Genomic DNA, 21,113 nt, shown 5'->3' on the forward strand with positions numbered 1-21,113 from the left:
TCCTTGAAGTGGGGGTCGCCGGTCAGGGCAGTTCGCGGTCGGGCGCCGGCAGGCCGCCTTCGCGCGGGCCGATGCTGCGGCCCAGCCGCGCCTTCAACGACGGCGCCTGCGGCGCGTCGGTCAGCACCGCCGTGTAGAAGATGGCGTTCGACATCACCTTCTTCACATAGTCGCGCGTTTCGCTGAAGGGGATGTTCTCGGCCCAGATCGCGGGTTCGAGCACCGGGCCTTCGCGCCAGCGGCGCGGGCGGCCGGGGCCGGCGTTGTAGGCGGCGGCGGCCATGGCCTGCGAGCCACCCAGGTCGTCGAGCACGAGCTTGAGGTAGTGCGCGCCGATGGTCAGGTTGGTCTGCCGGTCGGTGATCATGTCTTGCGTGAAGGGCAGGCCGATCTTCTTGGCCGTCCAGCGGGCGGTGGCGGGCATCACCTGCATCAGGCCCGAGGCGCCGACCCCCGAACGCGCATCGGCGATGAAGCGCGACTCTTGGCGGATCAGGCCGTACACGTAGGCCATGTCGAGCCCCACCTCGCGCAGCGTGCCGCGCAGCTCTTTCTTGAACGGCGTCGGGAAGCGCTGGTCCATGTCCACCAGGGCCTTGGTGCGGTCGCTGGTGTTGATGCAGCGGTCCCACAGCTCGCGGTCACAGGCGACTTGCGCGGCGGCGATCAGCTGGCGGTCGCTCATGCCGCGCAGGGTGAAGTTCCATTCGCGGTTGCCTTCGTTGCGCAGGCCCATGCCGATGAGCATCAGCGCCCGCACGAGGCCGGGTTCGCGGGCGGCGGCGTCGCGCTCGGCAGCACTCAGCGCCTCGGGCTTGGGCGGCACGACGATGGGCTGGCCCAGGTCTTCGGCGGCCAGCGAGCCGTAGAAGTGCAGTTGGCCGGCAATCGACGCCAGCATCTCTTGCGACTGCGTCTTCAGCGCGGCCGGATCGCTCGAATCCTTGGCGAGGGCAGCGAGGGCGCGGGCCTTCCAGTAGACCCAGGTCGGGTCTTTCTGCTCGGCCGGCTGCATGGCGTTGATGGCCTGCACCACCTGCTGCCAACGCGGCTGGCCGTTGTTGGCGCGCAGCGCGGCGCGGGCCTTCCAGGCGAGCGTGTCGTCGGCCCAGTCGATGTCGGCCGAGGTCTTGGTGGTGAAGAGCGCGGCGCGCTGGTAGTGGCTGGGGGCGTCGGGCGACAGCTTCATCGCGGCTTGCTTGCCCACCGCGGCCCAGGCCCAGGCGGCCAGCTCAGGCGGCAGGGCTTCTTCCCAGCGCGCACGCAGCAGCGAGGCGGCCGTGTCCGCGTCGCTCGCGGCCAGGCGCATCAGCGCCAGCGTGGCCAGCTCTTGCGCGACCCGACCGTTGGGCGAGGCCTTCTGCTTGAGGTAACGCTCGGCGTTGTCGGTGACCTCGGCCATCTCGGCCGAGCTGCCGGGGCTGACCAGCGCGACGGCCTGCTGCGCGGTGCGCGGCTTGTTGCCGTCGATGGCCACACGGGCGCGGCGCCACACCACGCTGGCCGGCAGTTGCTTGCTGGCGTAGAGGGTGGCCGCCAGCAGCGCGCAGCCGTCGTCGGCCTCTTTCTGCGCAAACCAGGCGGCACGGCCCGCGGCGGCCACGTCTTTGCCGGCCAGGTGGTCGGCCATCAGCGCGTAGCAGGCGACCTGGCGGTCGTCGTTCATGCGAAAGCGCGGGTAGTCGGCGGCGATCGCCGGCCAGTCCCGGCGGCGGCCCAGTTCGAGCAGCCAGTCGTTGCGCAGGCGGTCTTCGACGTAGCTGCCGGGCCAGCGCTGGTAGAAGGCCTCGACCTCGGGCACGCTGGCACCGGCCAGGCGGCTGCTCAAGTCCCAGTAATCGACCCAGGGCGCGAGCGAGTGCTTGTCGGCAATGGCGTTGGCGCGCAGCGAGGCCAGGCGCGGCAGGTCGCGGCGGGCGTAGGCGTTGCGCGCATCGGTCACCAGGGCGTTGTTGCCGCCGTACGGTCCGCTGGATTGCGCCGCCACCGGCAACACGGCCGCTGCCGCAAGGCCTGCGACGAGCACACGGCTTGCCACGCGGCGCGCCGCAAAACCCCACCCATATACTGATTCGAGCTTGTTCAATTCGGTCCCTGTCTGTCGATGTCGCCGCCTCGGGTTGTGCCCCAAGAAGCCATTTCTGATCGCCCCGCGCTGCGGCAACGTCTGCTGAGCCTGCGGCGACAGTTCGCCGCGTCGCCCGAGTTCGATGCCGCGTCGCGGGCGCTGCATGCGCATCTCTTGCAAGTCCTGGCCCATCTGGGGCCGGACTGCCTCGGCATCTACTGGCCCTTGCGTGCTGAATTTAACGCAGCCACCCTGGCGCAGGCCGACGAAAAGACCGCGGCAATCCCCCTGGCTCTGCCCTTTGCCCGCAAACAGCCGCACGAGATGCACTTTCGCCGCTGGGACGGCACGCCGCCCACGCTGCGCGACGAGTGCGACATCCCGACCGCGCAGGGCGAGTTGGTGGTGCCCGACGTGCTGCTGGTTCCCTGCGTGGGCTTCAACGACCGCGGCTTCCGCCTCGGCTACGGCGGCGGCTACTACGACCGCTACCTGGCCGCGCACCCGCACGTCACGGCGATCGGCGTGGCCTGGGAGGTCGGCCGCCTCGCTGCCGACGAGTTTGCGCCCGAAGCGCACGACCAGGCCTTGATGTTCGTCATCACCGAGCGCGGCGTGGTGGGCTGAGCCCGGCGAGCTCACACCGCCTGCATCGCGGTGCGTGTCAGCGCGGCCTGCGCTTCGATCCAGTCGCAGAACTGCTGCACCTCGGCTGGCAGGTTGGCCTGTGCCGGCTTGACCAGCCAGTAGGCATAGGGCGATTCGAGGCGCCGGCCGGGAAACAGCTCGACCAGCTCGCGGCGCTCCAGCATGTCGGCCGTCATCGGCAGCCGCGCCAGTGCGACACCCTGCCCCGCCACCGCCGCCTGCACCTGCTGGTGCGTGTAGTTGAAGTAGACCCAGCGCGCCGGCTGCAGCTCGGCCAGCCCCTGCGAGCCGAGCCAGTTGGCCCAGCTGTGGTGTTCGGCGCTGGCGCGCGGGTTGTCCTCTTCCATCAGGGTGTGGGCGGCCAGGTCGGTGGGCCGGGCCAGCGGCGGGCCCTCGCGGCGCGCGCGCTCGATCAACCAGGGGCTGGCCACGGGCGTGAGCTGTTCGTCGAACAGGCGCACGGCGTGCGGCGGGCAGTCGCGCGGGCGGCAGTAGCGCAGCGCGATGTCCACCTCGGCGGTCTCGCCGCCGTCCGGGTCCACGAAGTTGTCGTTCGCGCTGACGCGGATGTCGATCTGCGGGTGCTCGCGCTGGAAGGCTTCGAGCCGCGGGATCAGCCACAGCGTCGAGAACGACGCGAAGGTGCTGACGCTCACCACCCGCCGCCCGCGTGCCTGGCGCAGTTGCCGCACCGCCGCGTCGATGCGGTCGAGCGAGGGCGCCACGGCGCGCAGCAGCGAGACGCCGGCGCTGGTCAGCTCGACCTTGCGCGTGCCGCGCAGAAACAGCACCGCGCCGAGTTCTTCTTCGAGTGCCTGGATCTGCCGGCTGACGGCCGACTGCGTGAGGTGCAGGTCGTCGGCGGCGGCGCGAAAGCTCAGGTGCCGGGCCACGGCCTCGAAGGCGCGGATCGGCCCGACGGACAGCGGGCGGCGGCGGATCGTATTCATGCGCTGGTGGAATCAATGCCCGGCTGGCAAGTCATTGGACGGGGTGGCGACGGCTGCCTATTCTCCAGCACATCCGATCCGAAATACCTGCTGGATCACCTGCCCGCCGAGGTTCGCCATGCCCCACGCTTCGATGACCGATTCGCAACAGTCCACCGCCCACTGGCCGCTCGCCGAGGGCCAGGCCCTGCGCCTGACCGTCGGGCCGGGGCGGCGCGAGATCCACGTGCTCGAAGGCCGCGTGTGGCTGACGCGCGATGGCACGGTGCAGGCCCCGTCGCACGACGTGTGGCTGAGTGCCGGCGACAGCTGGGCGCTCGAGGCCGGCAGCACCTGGGTGCTCGAAGGCTGGGGCGCGGCGCGCTTTCAGCTGCTGGTGCCGCCGGCGGCCTGCGTGCCGGTCACGCCCGGCGCTTGGCTGCGGCGGCGGTTTTCTTCGCGGCGGGCTTTCGCGCCGGGGTTGTCGCCGGCGCTTTGAGGGCCGGCTGGCGCGTCGCCTTCTTGACCGGGGCCGTCTCCGCGGCCCGTGGCTTCGGCGCCGGCTTGGCGTTACGCGCCCGCAGCGCCGCTTCCATCGCCAGCCGTGCCCAGGGGTGCATCAGGGCCGGGGACTCCATCGCGTCCTCGGGCGCGGTGAAATAGCCCATCGTGACCCGCTTGCCGCCGCCTTCGTAGACGAAGGGCTCGCAGCCCGCGGCCTCGAAACGCGGCTGGGTCGTGCCATCGACCTTGAGGTACAGCCGCTCGAAGGCCACCAGGGCGATGAAGAGATCGTCCACATAGAAACCGTAGCCGCCGAACATGCGGCGCGAACGCGTGGGGCCGAGCGCCGACAGCAGTTCGACACAGTGCGAAGCGAATTCATTGGAAGCAGCCATGCGCCGCAGTGTGCCGCGAAGACCGGCCACCTCGGCCCCCGGGGGGCTCGGCCGAAGGCCCGGTGGCTCGCCTCGCCAGCCCTGCACCCCGCCCCAGGCCTGCGGCCACGCGCCCAGCCCGCTCTCGGCGCTGGGCAAGCGCATCGGGCTGTCGCAGCCGGCCGTGAGCGAGCGCGTGAAGAAGGTCGAAGCGATCGGCCTGCGCCTGCTGGCGGTGGTGCGGGTGCGCACGACGCACGAGCACCTCCAGCGCTATGTGGCGCTGTTTCAGGACTTGCCCGAGGTGCTCGACGCCGTGCGCGTGACCGGGCGAAGACTGCTTCGTCGTGCGCTGCGCCTTCGCCCGGCCCGAAGACCTGGAGCGCGTGGTGGACCGGCTCGCCGCGCATGGCAGCGTGACCACCGCGCTCGTGCTCTCGCACCCGGTGGCCAAGGCGCCGAGCCCGATTTGAGTCACACGGGCTCCTGCACAATCCAGCCGCCTTCATCACGCTTCGAAAGTGCCTGAATGACGCCCGAAGAACGCAGCGCCCTGCGCGAGAAACTGATCGCCGCCCGCCAAGCCATGCCCGACCGGCTGGAGCGCGCGGTGCAACTGCAAAGCGTGCTGCGCGCCTGGCTGGTGAGCCGCAAGGAGTCGTCGATCGGCGCCTACTCGCCGATCAAGGGCGAGTTCGACCCGATGGCCGCGCTGTACCGCTGGAGCGAAGGCGGCCCCGAGGGATCGCCACGCCGCATCGGCCTGCCGGTGAGCGACCGCACCACCGGCGAGCTGCGCTTCCACGTCTGGTACCCGGGCTGCCCGATGGAGCTGGACGCGCACGACATCCCCAAGCCCAAGGGCACGGACCCGTTCAAGCCCGCCATCCTGCTGCTGCCCTGCATCGGCTACGGCCCCGGCGGCGTGCGCCTGGGCTACGGCGGCGGCTTCTTCCACCGCTCGCTGATCGACATGAACCCGCGCCCCCTGATGGTCGGCGTGGGTTACTCACACGGCTTCTTGCCGATGCTGCGCGCCGAGCCCGACGAGCTGACGCTCGACGCGATGCTCACCGAAGAGGGCGTGATGTGGCAGCGGCCCGCCTGAGCGGCTGAGCGGGCAAGCGCTACTTCTTGCCTTTGGCCACCGGCTTGGCGGGCAGCGCCGGCTTCGGCAGCGCCCGCACCCAGCCCTTCACCAGAAAACCCACCCCCAGCCCGGCCGCGAACACGGCCCAGAAGACCCAGGCCGGCGCACCGTCGAGGCCGCTCGGCAGGTTCATGCCGAACACGGCCGCCAGCGTCATCAGCGGAAAGGTCAGCGCCGCGATGGTGTTGAGCTTCAGCTGCGCCTGCGTGCCGGCCATCGCGGCCTGCGTCTGCTCTTCGGCGTGGCGGGCGAGGCGGTAGTCGAGCGCCAGGCGGGCGTTGGCCAGCAGCAGTTCGAGCCCGCGCGCCACCTCGACCGCGCGGTCGCGGGCGGTGATCAGCGCCGCGTCGCCGTCGATGTGCTGGCGGGCGGCCTGCAAGGCGTCTTTCAGGTTGGTGCCGGCACGCGCCAGCGGCATCAGCCGGTCGATCAACTGAAACAGCAGTTCGGCGCTGTGCGCCTGGCGGTAGCGCTTGTCGAGCTGGTCGAGCAGCTTGTCGTACTGGTCGAGCAGGTCGGCCAGCGCGTGCTGGCCCTGCGGATTGCCGTGGAAGAGCCAGTCGCCCTCGGGTTTGCGCAAGAAGACCCGGTGCACGCGCTCGTTGCCCTCGCCGCTGGGCGGCTCGTGCAGCACCACCATCAGGTAGCCCTTCTCGAAGATCGCGCGCTGCGCGCCGTAGCTTTCAGCCCCCAGCCGTTCGGCAATCTCGCGGGGCAGCTTCCAGTTGTATTCGGGGCGTGACATGGCGATGGTCGGTGAAGGGGCTCAGCGCAGCGACTTCCACAGCGCGTCGAACTGCGCCTGGAATTGCCGCACGAGGCCGGGGTCGTTGCAGATGACGAGGTTCTCTTCGTTGTACTGGCAGGCGCTGCGCGTCCAGTTGTAGCTGCCGTTGAGCAGCCAGGTGCCGTCGAAGAGGGCGAACTTGTGGTGCATGTGGGCCTCGGTGCGATCGACCGCCACCGCCACGCCCGCGTCGCGCAAGCGGGCCACGTCGCTGCCGGCGTCGAACTCTTTTTCGTTGTCGGTGACGAGGCGCACCGCGACGCCGCGGCGGTGCGCGGCGAGCACGTCTTCGGTGATGCGGTCATCGGAGATCGTGAACACGCACAGGTCGGCCTGACGCTTGGCGCTGCGCAGTTGCTGCTGGATGGCCAGGAGGCAGTCGTTGCCGGGGCTGAAGTGCGCGTGCGAGCGCAAGGCGCCGATGGGTGCGCGGCCCACGTCGAGTGCGCGCATCACGCCTTCGAGCCACTTCAACAGGCCGAGGTGTTCGGCGTCGGTGGTGCGCTCGCGCACGAGGTCGAAGGCCCGGTTGCGCAACTGGCGCAGGCCGTCTTCGGGTGGGCAGGCCTCACGCAGCGCCTGCGTGAGAGAGCGCTTTTCCTCGTCGCTCAGGCGCTCGTCGAGGAGGGTTTGCTCGATCTCGTTCAGCAGTTCGTCCATGTCTGGTGTCCTGTTGGCCATCCGCGGCTTGCGTGGGTGGAGCCGGCCGAAGCCCACGCTCAGCCCTTGTCTGGCGTGCCCGGCTTCTTGCCCTTCTTCACGTCTTCGAGTGCACGCCCCACGCGCTCGACCTCGTCGCGGATGTTGCTGTCGAGCTTCAAGCGCTGCTCGGTCGCGGTGATGAGCGGCAGCATGATCTTGCGGTAGGTGACCGACAGCTCCAGCAGCGCTTCGGCCATGCGCAGGCCTTCGCTGGTCTCGGCGGGCTTGAGCCCATCGACCGCACGGGCCACATCGAGCAAGGTGCTGGCGATGCGCGTGCTGCCGTCGGTGTCGTCGCCGCCGAGCTTCTTGCGGCGCACGAACTCGTCGCAGATGTTCTGGAAGCGCTCGCGCTCGTCGTCGGTCGGTGTGCCGAGCAATTGCGCGAGCTTGAGCAGGTTTTCTTCGGCGCCGGTGGTCAGCGTCTGCGCCTCGCCGCGGTAGTGATCGCGCAGCAGTGCATCCAATTCTTCGTCACGCATCAGCGGCGTGATCTTGCCGGCGAGCTTGGTCATGTTGCGGTAGCTGCCCTGCAACTTGAACGGCGGCGCGGTGCGGTAGGCGTCGTGCTGCGCGGCCGACTCGATGTACGCGAGGTTGACCTTCAGCAGCAAATCGCGCGCACGGAACAGGCGCTTCATCAGCGCGGCCAGCTCTTCGAGTTCGACCCCGCTGTAGCCGTGCGAGAAGCTGCTGGCCGGCACCTGCGCGCCTTCGGCCATCTGCACGAGCAGGTGCACGTCTTTAGGGTCGCGCGAAGCCAGCGGCAAGAGCGTCGGGCTCGCGGTCAGGCAGTTCTCGATGTACGACAGCGCGAACAGCGACTCATTGCCCGAGAGCACGTCGCCCAGGTTGTAGATGTCGGCCCGGTTGGCCAGCATGTCGGGGATCTTGAACACGTCGCCCGACTCTGTGTACGGGTTGCCGGCCATCACGAGGGCGAAGCGCTTGCCGCGCAGGTCGTAGCTGCGCGTCTCGCCGTTCATCACGCCTTCGATGCGCCGCGTGCCGTCGGCGAGCGCGATGAACTTCTGCAAGAACTCGGGGTTCGTGTGCTGGATGTCGTCGAGGTACAGCATCACGTTGTTGCCCATCGCCAGGCCGAGGTTGAGCTTTTCGAGCTCTTGCTTGGCCGCGCTGTTGGGCGCGGTGGCCGGGTCGATGGCGGTGACGCCGTGGCCCAGCGCCGGGCAGTTGATGCGCACGAAGATGAGGCCCAGGCGGTCGGCCACGTACTCCATCAGCGTCGTCTTGCCATAACCCGGCGGCGAGATCAGCAGCAGCAGGCCCATGCGGTCGGTGCGGGCCTTGTCGCCGGCTGCGCCCAGCTGCTTGGCGAGGTTGTCGCCGACCAGCGGCAGGTACACCTCGTCGATCAGCCGGTTGCGCACGAAGCTCGACAGCGGCTTGGCCTGGAACTGCCCCAGCCGCAGCCGCGCCTTCTCTTGCGTGATGAGTTCGTGCCGCAGTGTCTGCAGCGCGTTGAAGCCCGGCACGTCGTGCGCGGTGTGGTGCAGCCAGCGCCGCCAGAAGTCGTTGAGGTTGAGCGCGAGCGTGCCGTCGGTGATGCGCGCGTGCTCGCTGCGCAGGCCGGTGAGCTGCATGTCGAGCGTCGCGTTCACGCGCTGGCGTGCGGCGGGTGCGGCGAGGATGCTGGCCGCGTCGTCCGCCCACACCAGCGACTGCGGCGCCTGCGCCTGCGCGAAGGCGCGCACCCATTGGCGCGCGAGCCGCCAGCGCTCGGGCGGCGTGGCGGCGTCGAGGTCGTGCTGCCAGGCCTGCCAGCGGCCGCCGCGGTCGAGCTCGCGGTGCAGCGCGGCGACGAGGTCTTCACCCGCGCCCGACACGACCCAGGCCTCGGTGCCGCGATCGGCGGCGAGCTGACGCACCAGGTAGGCAGCAGCTTGCGTGGTGAGCGTGTGCAGGCGCTCGGTGTGGTCGTCGCCGGCGTCGAGCAGGTCGGGCGTGAACTCGCGGGCGAACTGCGTCAGCGCCGCAGCCGTCTCGGCTTCGAGCCGCGCCAGCGCCTCGCGGCTGTTGAACAGCTGCTGCATCTGCAAGGCCGCACGCGACTTGCGCTGCAGCGCCTCGCGCTCGGCGACGAAGCGGCTGTGCTGGAAGTACAGCAGCGCCAGCGCCCGCTCGGTCGGGCCGTAGACCAGCAGGCCGGCCGCGTCTTGCATCGCCGCGAGCGCGGCCAGGAGGTGCGCCGCGTCTTCGTCGTGGATGCCCTTCTGGTAGCCCTCTTGGTAGCGCGGCGCGGCGAAGCGGCGCACGTGGGCCAGCAGCGCGGCGAAGCCTTCCGGCCCTTCGGCGACGAGGCGCTGCAGCTCGGCCCCGGTCAGCTCGTCCTGCCCGTGCTGGCAGGCTTGCAGCATCGCGCCGGCCAGGTACTCGGCACGCGACAGCTGCGGCCCTTCGGACACCAGCGTCTGTGCCCAGTAGCCGGCCAGCGGCGCGAGGCGCGCGTCGTTCACCGGCGCGTCGTAGTCGGTGCCGGCGAGGTGGAAGGTCGGCCGCTCGTTCTTGACGATCAGCGTCAGGTCGAGCGGCTGCTTGTTGATGGTGAACGCGTGCCGGCCGAGCTTGAGCGTGTGGCCGTCGTCGGCGGCCAGCTCGCGCTTGTCGCGCACCGAGCGCACGGCCTGGTCTTGCGCGGTCTTGAGGCGCGTGGCGAGGTCGTCGGCAGCGACCGCCGAACCCAGCGTGCGCAGGTCGTCGATGAGCTTGCGCAGCTTGGCGATCAACGCATCGGCGGCGAAGTAGCTGTGCACCGCCGCGAGGTCGTTCAACTGCCCCAGGCGACGCGGGATGCCATCGAGGATGCGTTCGGCCGCCTGGCCCAGCGCCTGCGCGCGGCCCTGGCGCGCGTCCATCAGGCTCTGGCGGCGTGCGCTCAGCGCCTCGTAGACCGACTCGCGCTTGGCGGCGATGTCGCCGAGAAAGCCCTCTTGCTCGGCGAAGCGGCCTTCGAGTTCTTCGAGCTGCGCGAGCAGGCGCGTCAGCGCGTCGTCGCACTTCTCGGGCGTGTCGGCGAATTCGAGCGCGTTCTCGACGGCCTGGCCGAAGAGCTTGAACTGTGCCCCGAACTCGGCCGCGGCTTCGGTCGCGCCCATGGCCTTGCGGCGGTTGCGCGCATCGGCCCGCAGGCGGTTGATGTCGGTGTAGAGCCCCGAGATGCGGTCGAGGATGGCCGTGCGCGTGACCGCGTCGCCACCGGGCAGGTTGCCGAGCTGTTCGGTCAGCAGGTCGAGGCCGGCGGCCTGCGTGTCGAGCGATTCGAGCAACTGGCCGACGGCCGTGGTGGTGGTCGCGGCCGGCAGCTCGGCGACGAGCTTGTCGAGCGCCTTGCGCTGGCCGTCGAAGGCCTTCTCATCGGCGAGGAAGCGCATCGCGCGTTCGCCCACGCGCTGCTGCTCGGCCTGCATGTCGGCGTCCATGCCGGCGATGCGCGGCAGGTCGGCGTAGCGCAGCTCCTTCAGCATCTGCAGCTTGCCGCGCTGCTCGCGCAGGCGGTTGAGCGCGGCGACGAAGTCACCGGGCTCGCGCCACATCATGCTGGCGATGTCGGTGGCCAGCGCGCGCTGTTCGCTCTCGGCATTGGCGAGCGCGCGTGCCGTCTCGCGGCGAATGGCATCGACCTTCTCGAACTCGGCCAGCGTGTGACGCGCCGAGTCGGCGATGCCGCGCAGCATGGCTTGCAGGCCGCCGGTCTCGGGCGCATCGAGCCAGAAGTAGGCATCGGCCACGCGCGTGCATTGGCGGATCAGGTCTTCGTAGGCCGCCTTGGTCGGGGCCTGCTCGCGCACGGCGCGGGCGATGCCCATCAGGTCAGAAACCCCGCGCACCAGCTCGGCATTGCCGATGCGGCCAAAGAAGCCCGTGCCAGCCGGTTGCGCGGCCGCGTGCTCGTCGCTCGCGAAGGGCGTCTGCCAAAGCTGCATGGGGTGCACGCGCGTCGGTTCGCCGCGGTCAGCCTGGAACACGAGGATGCGCCCGTCGGGGAAGCGCGCGTAGCCGTTCGCCACGATGGGCGTGGTGAGCGTCTTCTCGATCAGGTTGTAGGTGAAGAGCGCGTAGTGCCCCGAACCCGGTTGGTAGAAGACATAGAGCACGTCTTCGCCGTTGGGCGACTTGAGCATGCGCTTGAAGCGCAGGTTCTCGACCACCTCGCCCGGCAGGTCGAAGCGCTTGTTCTCGCCCGACTGCAGGTAGTAGCCGCCGGGGAAGAGGATGCCGTGGTCCTCGGGCAGTTGGATGCACGAGCCGCCGATGGCGTCGATGCGCTCGACCTTCTGCGTGCGCGTGTTGTAGACGAGGTAGCGCAGCGTCTGCTCGCGGTACGGCTTCACGCGCAGCAGGATCAACAGGCCCAGCTTCGCGTAGGCCACCTCGGCGTCGGTCAGCGACTGCGTGCGGTCGTCGACCGGCTCGCTGTAGATGCCCAGGCCGGTCTCGGTGTTGTTCTCGACCTTGACCGTGAGGTCGCCGCCCACCGTCTCGACGAACACGGTGTCGAGGATGTTGATGTGCGGGTGCTTGCCGCCGATGTGGTCTTCGCGCGTGGTGACGGTCCACTCGAAGTCGTGGCTGGGCGGCAAGGCGATGTCGCGCTCGCCGCGGTTGTCGGTGTAGCGCACCGAGCCATCGCGCTCGATGTGCCAGCGGAACACACGCACGTCGTGGATCTGCTGGCCGATCTGGAAGGCCGCCAGCAGCTTGTCGGCCGTGACACGCAACTGCGTGAGCGTGGCCTGCTTGTAGTAGGCGTACAGCTCGCGGAAGTCGTTCTGAAAGCGCGGGTCGTCGAGAAAGCTGCCGGCCAGCGGCACGGCTTCGAGCTCGTCGGCGCCCTCGGGCGGCAGGCGGTAGAGCGCGAACACGTCGCTGACGGACGTCTCTTTGCGCAGCCCGATGAACACGTTGTAGCCGAACATCAGCAGGTCGCCGATGCGCACGATGTCGCGGGCGACGCAGTTGTTCTCGGTGCGCGCGCGGGTGCGCAAGATGAGCGCCTGCTCGGTCTGGCCGAACTCGCTCAGCCGCGCGGTGTTGAGCTTCTGCGCCTGCGCGAGCAGCGTGTCGCCTTGCGCGGCGAGGCGCTGCTTCAGCAGGTCGTAGCTGCCACTTTCGGCCACCATGCGCTCGGTGGCGTCGGCGGCTTCGGGCACCGCCGCAGCGGCCTGGTCGGGGGATTCCATCGTCGTCGGGGCTCCCGGGCCACTCACCAGCCGGCGCGCAGCAGCGCGACCAGCTCATCGCGCTGCGGCTGGGCGTCGAGCCAGTTGCGGATGCGCGCCAGTTCGTCGATGCAGGCCTCACCGTAGCGGGCCCGAAGCGCCTCTTCGCGCCGGTCGCTCACCTCGTCGTCGCGCAACTGGCGCTGCCAGGCGTCGCTCAGCACGCTGCGCAGTTGGCCGCTGAGGCCCCGGTCGGCGAGCGCCGCCCATTCGTCGCGGTCGAACCAGACGAGCTGGCACGCGGCGCAGCGGTCGATGCAGAAGTCGGCATCGACGGTGACGCGGTAGCGCTGCATCAGGCGGGTGCAGACCGGGCACGGCCGCACGCGGCCGTCGGCCTCGTTGTCCTGCGGGGTGCTGGGCGGCTCGACCGGCAGCGGCTGCGGCGAATGGATGCGCCAGTGCTGCCAGTCTTTCAGGTGCAGCAGCGCACCCGAGCAGCTGTGGCACTGCACGGCCTGCAGCTCGGGGGCCAGCTCGACGGCGACGAAGGTCTCGGCGCCTTCGGGCAAGCAGCGGCAACGAAGGCTTGCGTACATGGAAGAGGTCTCCGTGTCGGCGCCGCAGCGCCTGTGCTCGATGGTCAGGGGGCGATGCAGCGGGGCCAGGTGCTGCTCAAGCCGGCGGCCGCCACAACGCGACCTGCTGGCGCACGACGGCCAGCGTCTCGCGCATCTCGGGCGTCAGCTCTTCGGGCGTGAGCCGGCCGATGATGGACAGCAGCACGCGGCGCTCGTTGGCGTCGATGGCGCCATCGCGCTTGGCGATGTCGAGCAGCTTGCCCAGCTCGTCGGGCAGCAACTTGCCGTCGTCGGCGAAGCACTGGATCGAGCGGTAGGTCAGCTCCAGGTAGTCGCGGGACTCTTTCATGGTCATGACAACCCCTCGTCCGATGAATACATCGACCGATCCCCCGAGGGGATGCAGGCCGGCTTGGGAGCGGTCCGGTGCTCGACCTGCGCGCTCATGCGCCGACTCCCGGCAGCTTGATGCCCAGGCCACTCAACAGGTTGTTCAGCGCCGCCTTCTGCGTCTCGCTGCCTTCGGTCATCACCTTCTTCAACAGCGCGGCGACGCTCAGCTCTTGCAGCTCGGTGGCCGAGCTGCCCAGCGCGCCGATCAGGCCTTGCAGGTCATCGACCGCGTTGCGCTTGCCGCTGAGCTGGTCTTTGAACGCGACCTGCAGCGTGTTGCTCTTGTTGACGGTGCCATCGATGTTCTTGCCCACCGAGATGGCGTTGACGAAGCGCTCGAAGTAGTCGCCCTGGCCGCCGACGATGTCGATGTTGGCCTTGGTGAGCGCCGCGGCCAGCACCTCGGCCTGCTCTTTGGCGATGTGCGTCTGCGCCTCGATGCCCTTGAGCGTCTCGGTGTGCGCCATCTCCAGGCGCATGCGGTATTCCTCGTGGGCGCGCGTTTCGGGGCCCATCGCCTTCATGGCCTCGAACTTCTCGCGCAGGCCCTCGGCCTCGGCCTTGAACTTCGCCTCGACCACCTGCGCATCGGCCTGGCCGGCCTTGAGCGCCGCGTCGGCATCGGCCGCACGCACGGTCACATCGGCCATGCCGAGCTTCTGCTTGCCTTCGGCCTCGGCCTCCAGCTTGGCGCGCAGGCCGGTCGCTTCGGCCACGCCCAGTTGCTGCTTGCCCTGGGCCTCGGCTTCGAACTTGGCACGCAGGCCCGAGGCCTCGGCCAGCGCCTTGGCTTCGACGGCACCGGCGGTGGCCTGGCCCGTCTTGAGCACGGCCTCGGCACGCGCCAGCTCGACCTTCGCATCGACGAGGCCCTGCTTCTCTTTCGCATCGGCCCCGGCGATCAGCACCTTGGCGTTGGCCAGGCCCGGCGCGGCGGTGATGGCCTCGACGCCTTCGGCTTCGCGCTTCTTGGCCTCGGCCTCGCGCTCGGCGACCTTCAGGCGCGCATCGGCCAGCGTCTGTTCTTCGGCGGCCTTGTGGCGGGCGCGGCGTTCTTGCGCCTCGGCGGCCTTGACCTCCATCACCATCTTCTCTTCGGCCTGGCCCTCGGCCATGATGATCGTGGACTTCTTGGTGCGGTCGGCCTCGGCCACCACGCGCACGTCCTTGATGGCCTCTTCTTGTTCGGCCACCGTGCGCTCGACCACGATGCGCTCGCGGATCACATCGGCGATGGCCTTCTTCTGCACCTCGACGGCCTTGTCTTTCTCGATGCGCTGCAGCGTCACTTCCTTCTCGCGGTCCACCACCTCCAGCTCGCGGGCACGGATGACCTTCTCTTCTTCGATGGCCACCGCACGCTTGCGGTTGTTTTCGGCGACTTCTTTTTCGCGCTGCACGTTCTCTTGCTGCACCGACACCAGCTGCACCGCTTGCAGGCGGGCCATCTCGGCCTTGGCCTTTTCTTCGGACTGCACCTTGGCGGTCTCGCCCTCTTCGCGCGCCTTCACCGACGCGACTTCACGCTGCTGGCGCGCGGTGGCGTCGGCCTGCTGGCGTTCGAGTTCGAGCAAGGCCTCTTGCGTCTCGACGTCCTTCTTCTTCGTTTGCAGCTCTTCGTTGCGGCGCAGCTCGTTGGTGCGCACGTGCTCGATGGCCGTCAGCTCGGTGATCTTCTTGATGCCTTGCGCATCGAGGATGTTGTTGCTATCGAGCTTGTGCACCGGCGTCTGTTCGAGGTAGTCGATGGCGGCGTCGTCGAGCTTGTAGCCCGAGAGGTCGGCGCCGATCGCCCCCAGGATCTCGTCGCGGAACTTCGCGCGGTCTTGGTAGAGATCGACGAACTCCATTTTCTTGCCGACCGACTTGAGCGCTTCCGAGAACTTGGCGGAGAACAGCTCTTCGAGCGTCTCGTGGTTCGAGGCGCGCTCGCAACCGATGCTCTGCGCCACCTTGAGCACGTCTTCGGCCATGTTGTTCACGCGCACGAAGAACTTCACCTTGATGTCGGCGCGGATGTTGTCTTTGCAGATCAGGCCCTGCGAGCCCGAGCGGTCGATCTCGATCGTCTTGACCGAGATGTCCATCAACTCGGCCTTGTGGATGATCGGCAGCACCATGCCGCCGGTGAAGGTCACCTCGGGCTGGTCGTTCAGCTTGTTGACGATCAAGGCCATGCCTTGCTCGACCTTGCGATAGAACTTCGCGAACATCACGAGTCCCATCAACAAGAACAGCACCAGCAACCCGGCGGAAACGAAGATCGGCGTCATGGACTCTCCCTCAGAAACGGCTTGGAAACGTGAACACAGGCAGCGGCGCGCTCATGGGGCGCACCGCAAAAAAGGTGTCGATCAGCGGTCAGGCTCGATGCGGTAGCGGCCCTGGGCCTCGTCGTATTCGGCGATGCGGGCCATCGAGCCCTGGACGAGCGAATTCGGCGTGCGCGCCCAGACACGCACGTTGAGCCCGGCGCCGCGGCGCTGCACCTCGGCATAACCGAAGGACTCATCGACACGGGTGGTGGTGACGCGGCAGGCGTGGCCCACCAGCGCGGCGTTGGACACGGCCTTGTGGGTCACGAACAATCGCTTGAAGGGGCGCAGCGCCTGCGCGGTGATGAGCAGCGCGACACCCAGGCTACCGATCAGCACCGCCGTGCCGGCGGCCGCTTGCAGCAGCGCGGTGGGCACCAGCGGCAGCAGCCACATGCCGGCGAGGCAACTGAGCGTCCAGCCGACGATGACGGTGAGGCTGACGATGAACGAGAAGGGCACGCCGGCCAGGCCCAGCGCCACGATGAAGCTGCCGAGTGCGCCCAGGTCATCGACGGCGGCATCGGCCTGCACGTCGGCATCGAGCCCGCCCGCTTCGAAATCCACCAGGCCGACCAGCGCCAGCAGCCAATAGAAAACGACCACACCGAGCAGTGCGGTGTAGATCGCGGTGGGATAAGCCACCGCGGCATCGATGAAACCCGTCACCCGAACTCCCTCGTCGAATCCGCCCGATGCACTCGATGCGGTGCGTCTCGGCCGATTGTCTGCCGATGTTGCGGGGCCACGGACTAGCGCGGACCCTCAACTTCGTAATCGGTTGTACCCGCGTTCGCAGCAGGCGACGCGAGGGCGCAAGCGTAGGCAGCGCACGGCGGGGTGTCCATCACTCCGCCGGGGGTGACACGTGCAGACCGTGCGCTTGTGACGCGCACGGGTCCGGGCGGGGTCAGCGTCGGCTCAGTCAGCCGCTCAGAGGCCCAGACGCTCGCAGATGGCCAGCGTGGCCGCGCTCTGGTTCATCGTGTAGAAGTGCAGCCCCGGAACACCGCCCGCGCGCAGGCGTTCGCACAGCGCGCTGATCACGTCGAGCCCGAAGGCTTTGATCGACTCGATGTCGTCGCCGTAGGCCTGCAGGCGCAGGCGCACCCAGCGCGGAATCTCGGCGCCGCAACCATCGGCGAAGCGGATGATGCCGGCCGAGTTGGTGATCGGCATGATGCCGGGCACCACCGGGATGTCGGCGCCCAGCTTGCGCGCCTCATCGACGAAGCGGAAGTACGCATCGGCGTTGAAGAACATCTGCGTGATGGCCGAGTTGGCGCCGGCCTTGACCTTGGCGGCGTAGGCCTCCAGGTCGGCCTGCGGGCTCTTGGCCTGCGGGTGCATCTCGGGGTAAGCCGCAGCCTCGATGTGGAAGTCGTCGCCCGACTGTTCGCGGATGAACGCGATCAGGTCGCTGGCATAGCGCAACTCGCCGAGTTCGCTGGCACCGTAGCCGCTGGGCAAATCGCCGCGCAGCGCGACCAGGCGCTTCACGCCCATGGCCTTCAGCTGCGCGAGCTTTTCGGTCACCGACTCGCGGCTCGCACCGATGCAGGTGAAGTGCGAGGCCGCGTCCACCCCTTCGGCCAGGATGGCCTGCACCGCGGTGAAGGTGCCGTCTTGCGTGGAGCCGCCCGCGCCGTAGGTCACCGAGCAGAACTCCGGCTTCAGCGCATACAGCTGCTGGCGCACGGCGGCGAGCTTGGTGACGCCCTCAGGCGTCTTGGGCGGAAAGAATTCGAGGCTGATGGGGAGCTTCGTTTGACTCATGGCATTCCTCTTGGTCGTGCAGCGCACCCGTGGCCCGTGGGGGCATCGACGGGCAGGCGCCAGGGGCTCAATCCCTCGGCCCGTGCGTGGATCTTCAAGCGGGCAAGCGCGCCCAGACGAAAAACTCGGTGTTGCCGTTGCCGCCCTTGATGGGGCTCTGGAAATAGGTCTGCACCTTCAACCCCTGCGCCTTGCAGGCCTGCCACAGCCGCGTCTCGACTTCGGCGAAGTGCGCCGGGTCGCGCACGATGCCACCCTTGCCAATCTGCGCGGGCTGCAACTCGAACTGCGGCTTGACCAGCACCAGCAGGTGACCGCCCGGCGCGAGGTAGTCCACCATCGTCGGCAGCACGTGCGTCGAGGTGATGAAGGACAGGTCGGCGGTGACGAAACCGAAGCTGTGTTTCGCATGCGCGGCCTCGAAGGGCGTGCCGGCCACGTCGCGGGCGTTCAAGCCCTCGTAGCAGACGACGCGTGCATCGGCCGCGATCTTCGGGTGCAGCTGGCCGTGGCCCACGTCGATGCCGACGACCTGCGCCGCACCGGCCTGCAGCAACGCATCGGTGAAGCCACCGGTGCTCTGGCCGAGGTCGAGGCAGCTCATGCCGGTCACGTCGATCTTGCAGTGCTTGAGCGCGCCTTCGAGCTTCAGGCCGCCGCGCGACACGAAGCGCAGCTCGGCGTCGTCGGTGACCTGCAGTTCGCAGTCGTCGGGCACGTCGAGTCCGGCCTTGTTGACCACGGCCCAGCCCTTGGGGCCGAGCCAGCGCACGGCGCCGCGTTCGATCAACCGCTGTGCGGCGGACCGGGTGGGCGCGAGGCCTTGTTGGACGATCAGTTGGTCAGCGCGCATGGGTTCGGCGTGTGCCGTTGGGTTTGTCGTCGGGTGGCCCCGATCCCGTTCGCACCGAGCTTGCCGAAGTGCTTGCGATGGCCGTGGCGCACGCAGGCTTCGATCGACTCGGCCCGAACGGGGCTCGGGGACGAGATCGAAACGGCCCTTGCGGGCCGTGTCGATCAGTACCGGTACGTGTCGGGCTTGTACGGGCCTTGCTTGGGCACGCCGATGTAGGCCGCCTGCTCTTCCGTCAGCTCGGTCAGCTGCGCGTTCAGCGTGGTCAGCTGCAGGCGGGCGACCTTCTCGTCGAGGTGCTTGGGCAGCACGTAGACCTTGCCGATGTCGTACGAGTCGGGGTGCGTGAACAGTTCGATCTGCGCGATGGTCTGGTTGGCGAAGCTCGACGACATCACGTAGCTCGGGTGGCCCGTGCCGCAGCCCAGGTTCACCAGGCGACCCTTGGCCAACAGGATGATGCGCTTGCCGTCGGGGAAGATCACGTGGTCGACCTGGGGCTTGATCTCTTCCCACTCGTACTTTTCGAGCGACGCGACCTGGATCTCGTTGTCGAAGTGGCCGATGTTGCACACGATGGCGTTGTTCTTCATCGCCTTCATGTGGTCGTGCGTGATGACGTCTTTGTTGCCAGTCGTGGTGACGAAGATGTCGGCCTTGTCGGCGGCCCAGTCCATCGTGACCACGCGGTAGCCTTCCATCGCGGCCTGCAGCGCGTTGATGGGGTCGATCTCGGTGACCCACACCTGCGCGCTCAGCGCACGCAGGGCCTGGGCCGAGCCCTTGCCCACGTCGCCATAGCCGGCCACCACGGCGATCTTGCCGGCGATCATCACGTCGGTGGCGCGCTTGATGCCGTCCACCAGCGACTCACGGCAGCCGTACAGGTTGTCGAACTTGCTCTTGGTGACCGAGTCGTTCACGTTGATGGCGCGGAAGGGCAGCGTGCCCTTGGCGCTCATCTCCTTCAGGCGGTGCACGCCCGTGGTGGTTTCTTCGGTCACGCCGATGATCTGGGCCGACTTGCGCGTGTACCAGGTCGGGTCTTCAGCGAGCTTGGCCTTGATCGACGCGAACAGGCAGGTCTCTTCTTCGCTGGTCGGGTTGGCGATGACCGAAGCGTCCTTCTCGGCCTTCTTGCCCAGGATCATCAGCAGCGTGGCGTCGCCGCCGTCGTCGAGGATCATGTTCGGGCCTTCGCCTTCGGTGCCCTTGGCGCCGAACTCGAAGATGCGATGGGTGAAGTCCCAGTACTCGGCCAGCGTTTCGCCCTTGTGCGCGAAGACGGGCGTGCCGACGGCCGCCAGCGCCGCGGCGGCGTGGTCTTGCGTCGAGAAGATGTTGCACGAGGCCCAGCGCACGTCGGCGCCCAGGGCTTGCAGCGTTTCGACCAGCACGGCGGTCTGGATGGTCATGTGCAGCGAGCCGGTGACGCGCGCGCCTTTCAGCGGCTGCGTCTTGGCGAATTCGGCGCGGATGGCCATCAGCGCCGGCATTTCGCTCTCGGCAATCTTGATTTCTTTGCGGCCCCAGTCGGCGAGGGACAGGTCGGCGACGGCGTGGTCGTTCGTGGGTTTCAGCACAGCGTTCATACAGGCTCCAGGAGTGAGAGGAACCCGCGCGACGCGCCGAAACGAAAGGGAGGGGGACATCACCACTCACCCACGAGGACACATCGTGCGGGTGAGCGCGGTTGCAATCTGATTTCCGAGCCTGGGGGACCACGCCGAACCCGACTGACGGGTGGGGGCACCTTGCAACGCTCCTCGGAAAGAGCCGCGATTGTAGTCAGCGCGCCGGCGCATTTCCAGGCGCCGGCGTGAAAAAGTACTCAGGCCACGGGCTCGATCAACGGCGCCATCTGCACCATGCGCGCCGGGCCGAAGATCGTCGCGAAGGCCACGTCCTTGGCGTCACGGCCAACCGCGATGCGCACCATTTCATCGACCGGCGACAGGCGCGTGGGGTCGAACATCACCCATCGCCCGCCGACGAAGGCCTCGAAGACGGCATGGAAATCGGGCGGCGGCTCGTCGAAGCGGCTGTAGCCCACCACCAGCCGCGCCGGGATGTTGAGCGCCCGGCAGAAGGTGACGGCCAGATGGGCGAAGTCGCGGCACACGCCCGCACGCTGCACGAACACATCGCGCGCGGTCGTGGTGGGCGTGGTCGAACCGACGCGGTACTCGATGTGCTCGTGCACCCAGTCCGAAATTGCCTGCACCCGGGCGAAACCCTGCGGCAGGCCACCGAACAGCTTGCAGGCGGCCGGGCCCAGCAGGTCGGACTCGCAATAGCGCGTGGGCATCAGGTTGTGCAACACCTGCTCGGGCAGGTCGGCGACCGGCCACTCGGGCGCACTCAGGTCCAACGGTTCGGGCACGCGTCGCACCTGGGCGCGGTAGCGCAGCGTGAAAGCGCCCGACTCGGCGTGCACACGCAGGAAGCGGTGGTGCACGGTCGGGTCCTGGTAGACGTGATGCGGCAGCTCGGGCGTGAGCACCAGCGACTCGTTCAGCACGGTCTGGTCCATGCCCTGCAAGGCATGCACGAGAAAAATGAAGTCGCTCGTGCCGCTCACCTCGTAGCCGAGGGTGCAGTCGATGTCGAAGGTCTCGCCCGCGGGCGCTTCGAAGGGGGCTGCGTGGCCGGCGGCTTCGGCGCTCGTGGCGGCGGGCGACGGCTCGCACAGGGCGTCGGACATGGGAAATCTCCTCGTCGAAAACACAAGGCGGTGATTGCACTGCGGCCGCGTGGGCGTCGCCATCGGCCCGCGTCGCATGCCGCGGTAGGACCGCAGGAGGCACCACGGCGGTGCCTGTGCAAGACTCGCCGCATGAACCGTTCTTCCGG

At 68.5% G+C, this 21,113-nt stretch carries 17 protein-coding genes, 1 pseudogene and 1 riboswitch; of the genes and pseudogenes, 4 read left to right on the top strand and 14 right to left on the bottom strand.

All coding sequences use genetic code 11. The features are described 5' to 3' along the window. Nucleotides 1–22 precede the first annotated feature (22 nt). Nucleotides 23–2,086 (bottom strand): lytic transglycosylase domain-containing protein, encoded by a 2,064-nt coding sequence (locus AC1KAT_RS06400; protein WP_480323908.1) that lies wholly within the window; start codon nucleotides 2,084–2,086, stop codon nucleotides 23–25. A gap of 36 nt (nucleotides 2,087–2,122) precedes the next feature. Here AC1KAT_RS06400 and AC1KAT_RS06405 point away from each other — a divergent pair, with 36 nt between their 5' ends. After that, nucleotides 2,123–2,695: a 5-formyltetrahydrofolate cyclo-ligase gene (locus AC1KAT_RS06405; protein WP_480323910.1), complete on the top strand. Its 573-nt coding sequence runs from the start codon at nucleotides 2,123–2,125 to the stop codon at nucleotides 2,693–2,695. Between the two features lie 11 nt (nucleotides 2,696–2,706). Here the strand turns inward: AC1KAT_RS06405 and AC1KAT_RS06410 are convergent, their stop codons facing one another. Beyond that, nucleotides 2,707–3,666, bottom strand: coding sequence for a LysR substrate-binding domain-containing protein (locus AC1KAT_RS06410; protein ID WP_480323912.1), 960 nt, complete (start codon nucleotides 3,664–3,666; stop codon nucleotides 2,707–2,709). A 118-nt stretch (nucleotides 3,667–3,784) separates the two neighbouring features. On the opposite strand from AC1KAT_RS06410, the gene AC1KAT_RS06415 reads away from it, so the two are divergent. Then, nucleotides 3,785–4,144: a DUF2917 domain-containing protein gene (locus AC1KAT_RS06415; RefSeq protein ID WP_480323914.1), complete on the top strand. Its 360-nt coding sequence runs from the start codon at nucleotides 3,785–3,787 to the stop codon at nucleotides 4,142–4,144. On the opposite strand, the gene AC1KAT_RS06420 is transcribed toward AC1KAT_RS06415, so the two are convergent. Further along, nucleotides 4,068–4,688, bottom strand: coding sequence for a TfoX/Sxy family protein (locus AC1KAT_RS06420; protein WP_480323916.1), 621 nt, complete (start codon nucleotides 4,686–4,688; stop codon nucleotides 4,068–4,070). The genes AC1KAT_RS06415 and AC1KAT_RS06420 overlap by 77 nt on opposite strands. Between AC1KAT_RS06420 and AC1KAT_RS06425 the strand changes: the two are divergent. Both AC1KAT_RS06425 and AC1KAT_RS06430 read left to right on the top strand, forming a co-directional pair. Beyond that, nucleotides 4,654–4,996 (top strand): annotated as a pseudogene (locus AC1KAT_RS06425) (Lrp/AsnC family transcriptional regulator); the annotation flags it as partial. The gene AC1KAT_RS06420 and the pseudogene AC1KAT_RS06425 overlap by 35 nt on opposite strands. 56 nt (nucleotides 4,997–5,052) lie before the next feature. Beyond that, complete coding sequence (locus AC1KAT_RS06430) at nucleotides 5,053–5,631, top strand: 5-formyltetrahydrofolate cyclo-ligase (protein ID WP_480323918.1); 579 nt, start codon at nucleotides 5,053–5,055, stop codon at nucleotides 5,629–5,631. 19 nt (nucleotides 5,632–5,650) lie between these two features. On the opposite strand, the gene AC1KAT_RS06435 is transcribed toward AC1KAT_RS06430, so the two are convergent. The 11 genes from AC1KAT_RS06435 to AC1KAT_RS06485 all read right to left on the bottom strand — a co-directional run bounded on the left by AC1KAT_RS06435 (nucleotide 5,651) and on the right by AC1KAT_RS06485 (nucleotide 20,964). Further along, the gene (locus AC1KAT_RS06435; protein ID WP_480323920.1) at nucleotides 5,651–6,418 is read right to left on the bottom strand and encodes a hypothetical protein; all 768 of its coding nucleotides are present in this window, start codon (nucleotides 6,416–6,418) and stop codon (nucleotides 5,651–5,653) included. Between the two features lie 21 nt (nucleotides 6,419–6,439). Beyond that, a complete protein-coding gene (locus AC1KAT_RS06440) occupies nucleotides 6,440–7,120 on the bottom strand; it encodes a phospholipase D-like domain-containing protein (protein ID WP_480323923.1) in 681 nt (226 codons plus the stop codon). A 59-nt stretch (nucleotides 7,121–7,179) separates the two neighbouring features. Next, nucleotides 7,180–12,363, bottom strand: coding sequence for a DNA repair ATPase (locus AC1KAT_RS06445; RefSeq protein ID WP_480323924.1), 5,184 nt, complete (start codon nucleotides 12,361–12,363; stop codon nucleotides 7,180–7,182). Nucleotides 12,364–12,386: 23 nt separating this feature from the next. Further along, a complete protein-coding gene (locus AC1KAT_RS06450; protein WP_480323926.1) occupies nucleotides 12,387–12,941 on the bottom strand; it encodes a TFIIB-type zinc ribbon-containing protein in 555 nt (184 codons plus the stop codon). A gap of 76 nt (nucleotides 12,942–13,017) precedes the next feature. Next, on the bottom strand, nucleotides 13,018–13,278 hold the full coding sequence (locus AC1KAT_RS06455; protein ID WP_480323928.1) for a hypothetical protein: 261 nt from the start codon (nucleotides 13,276–13,278) through the stop codon (nucleotides 13,018–13,020). An 88-nt stretch (nucleotides 13,279–13,366) separates the two neighbouring features. Beyond that, nucleotides 13,367–15,589: a flotillin family protein gene (locus tag AC1KAT_RS06460; protein ID WP_480323930.1), complete on the bottom strand. Its 2,223-nt coding sequence runs from the start codon at nucleotides 15,587–15,589 to the stop codon at nucleotides 13,367–13,369. Nucleotides 15,590–15,670: 81 nt separating this feature from the next. Next, the gene (locus AC1KAT_RS06465; protein ID WP_480323933.1) at nucleotides 15,671–16,300 is read right to left on the bottom strand and encodes a ubiquinone biosynthesis protein; all 630 of its coding nucleotides are present in this window, start codon (nucleotides 16,298–16,300) and stop codon (nucleotides 15,671–15,673) included. Nucleotides 16,301–16,564: 264 nt separating this feature from the next. Then, nucleotides 16,565–17,407 carry a methylenetetrahydrofolate reductase [NAD(P)H] gene (gene metF, locus AC1KAT_RS06470; RefSeq protein WP_480323935.1) on the bottom strand — a complete coding sequence of 281 codons (843 nt, stop codon included), beginning with the start codon at nucleotides 17,405–17,407 and terminating at the stop codon, nucleotides 16,565–16,567. A 94-nt stretch (nucleotides 17,408–17,501) separates the two neighbouring features. Further along, nucleotides 17,502–18,260 carry a TlyA family RNA methyltransferase gene (locus AC1KAT_RS06475; RefSeq protein ID WP_480323937.1) on the bottom strand — a complete coding sequence of 253 codons (759 nt, stop codon included), beginning with the start codon at nucleotides 18,258–18,260 and terminating at the stop codon, nucleotides 17,502–17,504. A 164-nt stretch (nucleotides 18,261–18,424) separates the two neighbouring features. Then, on the bottom strand, nucleotides 18,425–19,852 hold the full coding sequence (gene ahcY, locus AC1KAT_RS06480) for an adenosylhomocysteinase (RefSeq protein ID WP_480323939.1): 1,428 nt from the start codon (nucleotides 19,850–19,852) through the stop codon (nucleotides 18,425–18,427). A gap of 86 nt (nucleotides 19,853–19,938) precedes the next feature. After that, nucleotides 19,939–20,034: riboswitch (S-adenosyl-L-homocysteine riboswitch) on the bottom strand. Nucleotides 20,035–20,091: 57 nt separating this feature from the next. Further along, nucleotides 20,092–20,964 carry a transglutaminase-like domain-containing protein gene (locus AC1KAT_RS06485; RefSeq protein ID WP_480323941.1) on the bottom strand — a complete coding sequence of 291 codons (873 nt, stop codon included), beginning with the start codon at nucleotides 20,962–20,964 and terminating at the stop codon, nucleotides 20,092–20,094. Nucleotides 20,965–21,113: the final 149 nt, after the last annotated feature.

The organism is Piscinibacter sp. PDB5-1 (assembly GCF_056676035.1).

What these genes read in the sequence shown, in the direction of transcription:
- metF (WP_480323935.1), bottom strand. Translation starts at nt 17,407, where the DNA reads ATGAGTCAAACGAAGCTCCCCATCAGCCTCGAATTCTTTCCGCCCAAG.
- AC1KAT_RS06430 (WP_480323918.1), top strand. Translation starts at nt 5,053, where the DNA reads ATGACGCCCGAAGAACGCAGCGCCCTGCGCGAGAAACTGATCGCCGCC.
- AC1KAT_RS06420 (WP_480323916.1), bottom strand. Translation starts at nt 4,688, where the DNA reads ATGCGCTTGCCCAGCGCCGAGAGCGGGCTGGGCGCGTGGCCGCAGGCC.
- AC1KAT_RS06455 (WP_480323928.1), bottom strand. Translation starts at nt 13,278, where the DNA reads ATGACCATGAAAGAGTCCCGCGACTACCTGGAGCTGACCTACCGCTCG.
- AC1KAT_RS06450 (WP_480323926.1), bottom strand. Translation starts at nt 12,941, where the DNA reads ATGTACGCAAGCCTTCGTTGCCGCTGCTTGCCCGAAGGCGCCGAGACC.
- AC1KAT_RS06475 (WP_480323937.1), bottom strand. Translation starts at nt 18,260, where the DNA reads ATGCGCGCTGACCAACTGATCGTCCAACAAGGCCTCGCGCCCACCCGG.
- AC1KAT_RS06440 (WP_480323923.1), bottom strand. Translation starts at nt 7,120, where the DNA reads ATGGACGAACTGCTGAACGAGATCGAGCAAACCCTCCTCGACGAGCGC.
- AC1KAT_RS06445 (WP_480323924.1), bottom strand. Translation starts at nt 12,363, where the DNA reads ATGGAATCCCCCGACCAGGCCGCTGCGGCGGTGCCCGAAGCCGCCGAC.
- AC1KAT_RS06460 (WP_480323930.1), bottom strand. Translation starts at nt 15,589, where the DNA reads ATGACGCCGATCTTCGTTTCCGCCGGGTTGCTGGTGCTGTTCTTGTTG.
- AC1KAT_RS06410 (WP_480323912.1), bottom strand. Translation starts at nt 3,666, where the DNA reads ATGAATACGATCCGCCGCCGCCCGCTGTCCGTCGGGCCGATCCGCGCC.
- AC1KAT_RS06485 (WP_480323941.1), bottom strand. Translation starts at nt 20,964, where the DNA reads ATGTCCGACGCCCTGTGCGAGCCGTCGCCCGCCGCCACGAGCGCCGAA.
- AC1KAT_RS06415 (WP_480323914.1), top strand. Translation starts at nt 3,785, where the DNA reads ATGCCCCACGCTTCGATGACCGATTCGCAACAGTCCACCGCCCACTGG.
- ahcY (WP_480323939.1), bottom strand. Translation starts at nt 19,852, where the DNA reads ATGAACGCTGTGCTGAAACCCACGAACGACCACGCCGTCGCCGACCTG.
- AC1KAT_RS06435 (WP_480323920.1), bottom strand. Translation starts at nt 6,418, where the DNA reads ATGTCACGCCCCGAATACAACTGGAAGCTGCCCCGCGAGATTGCCGAA.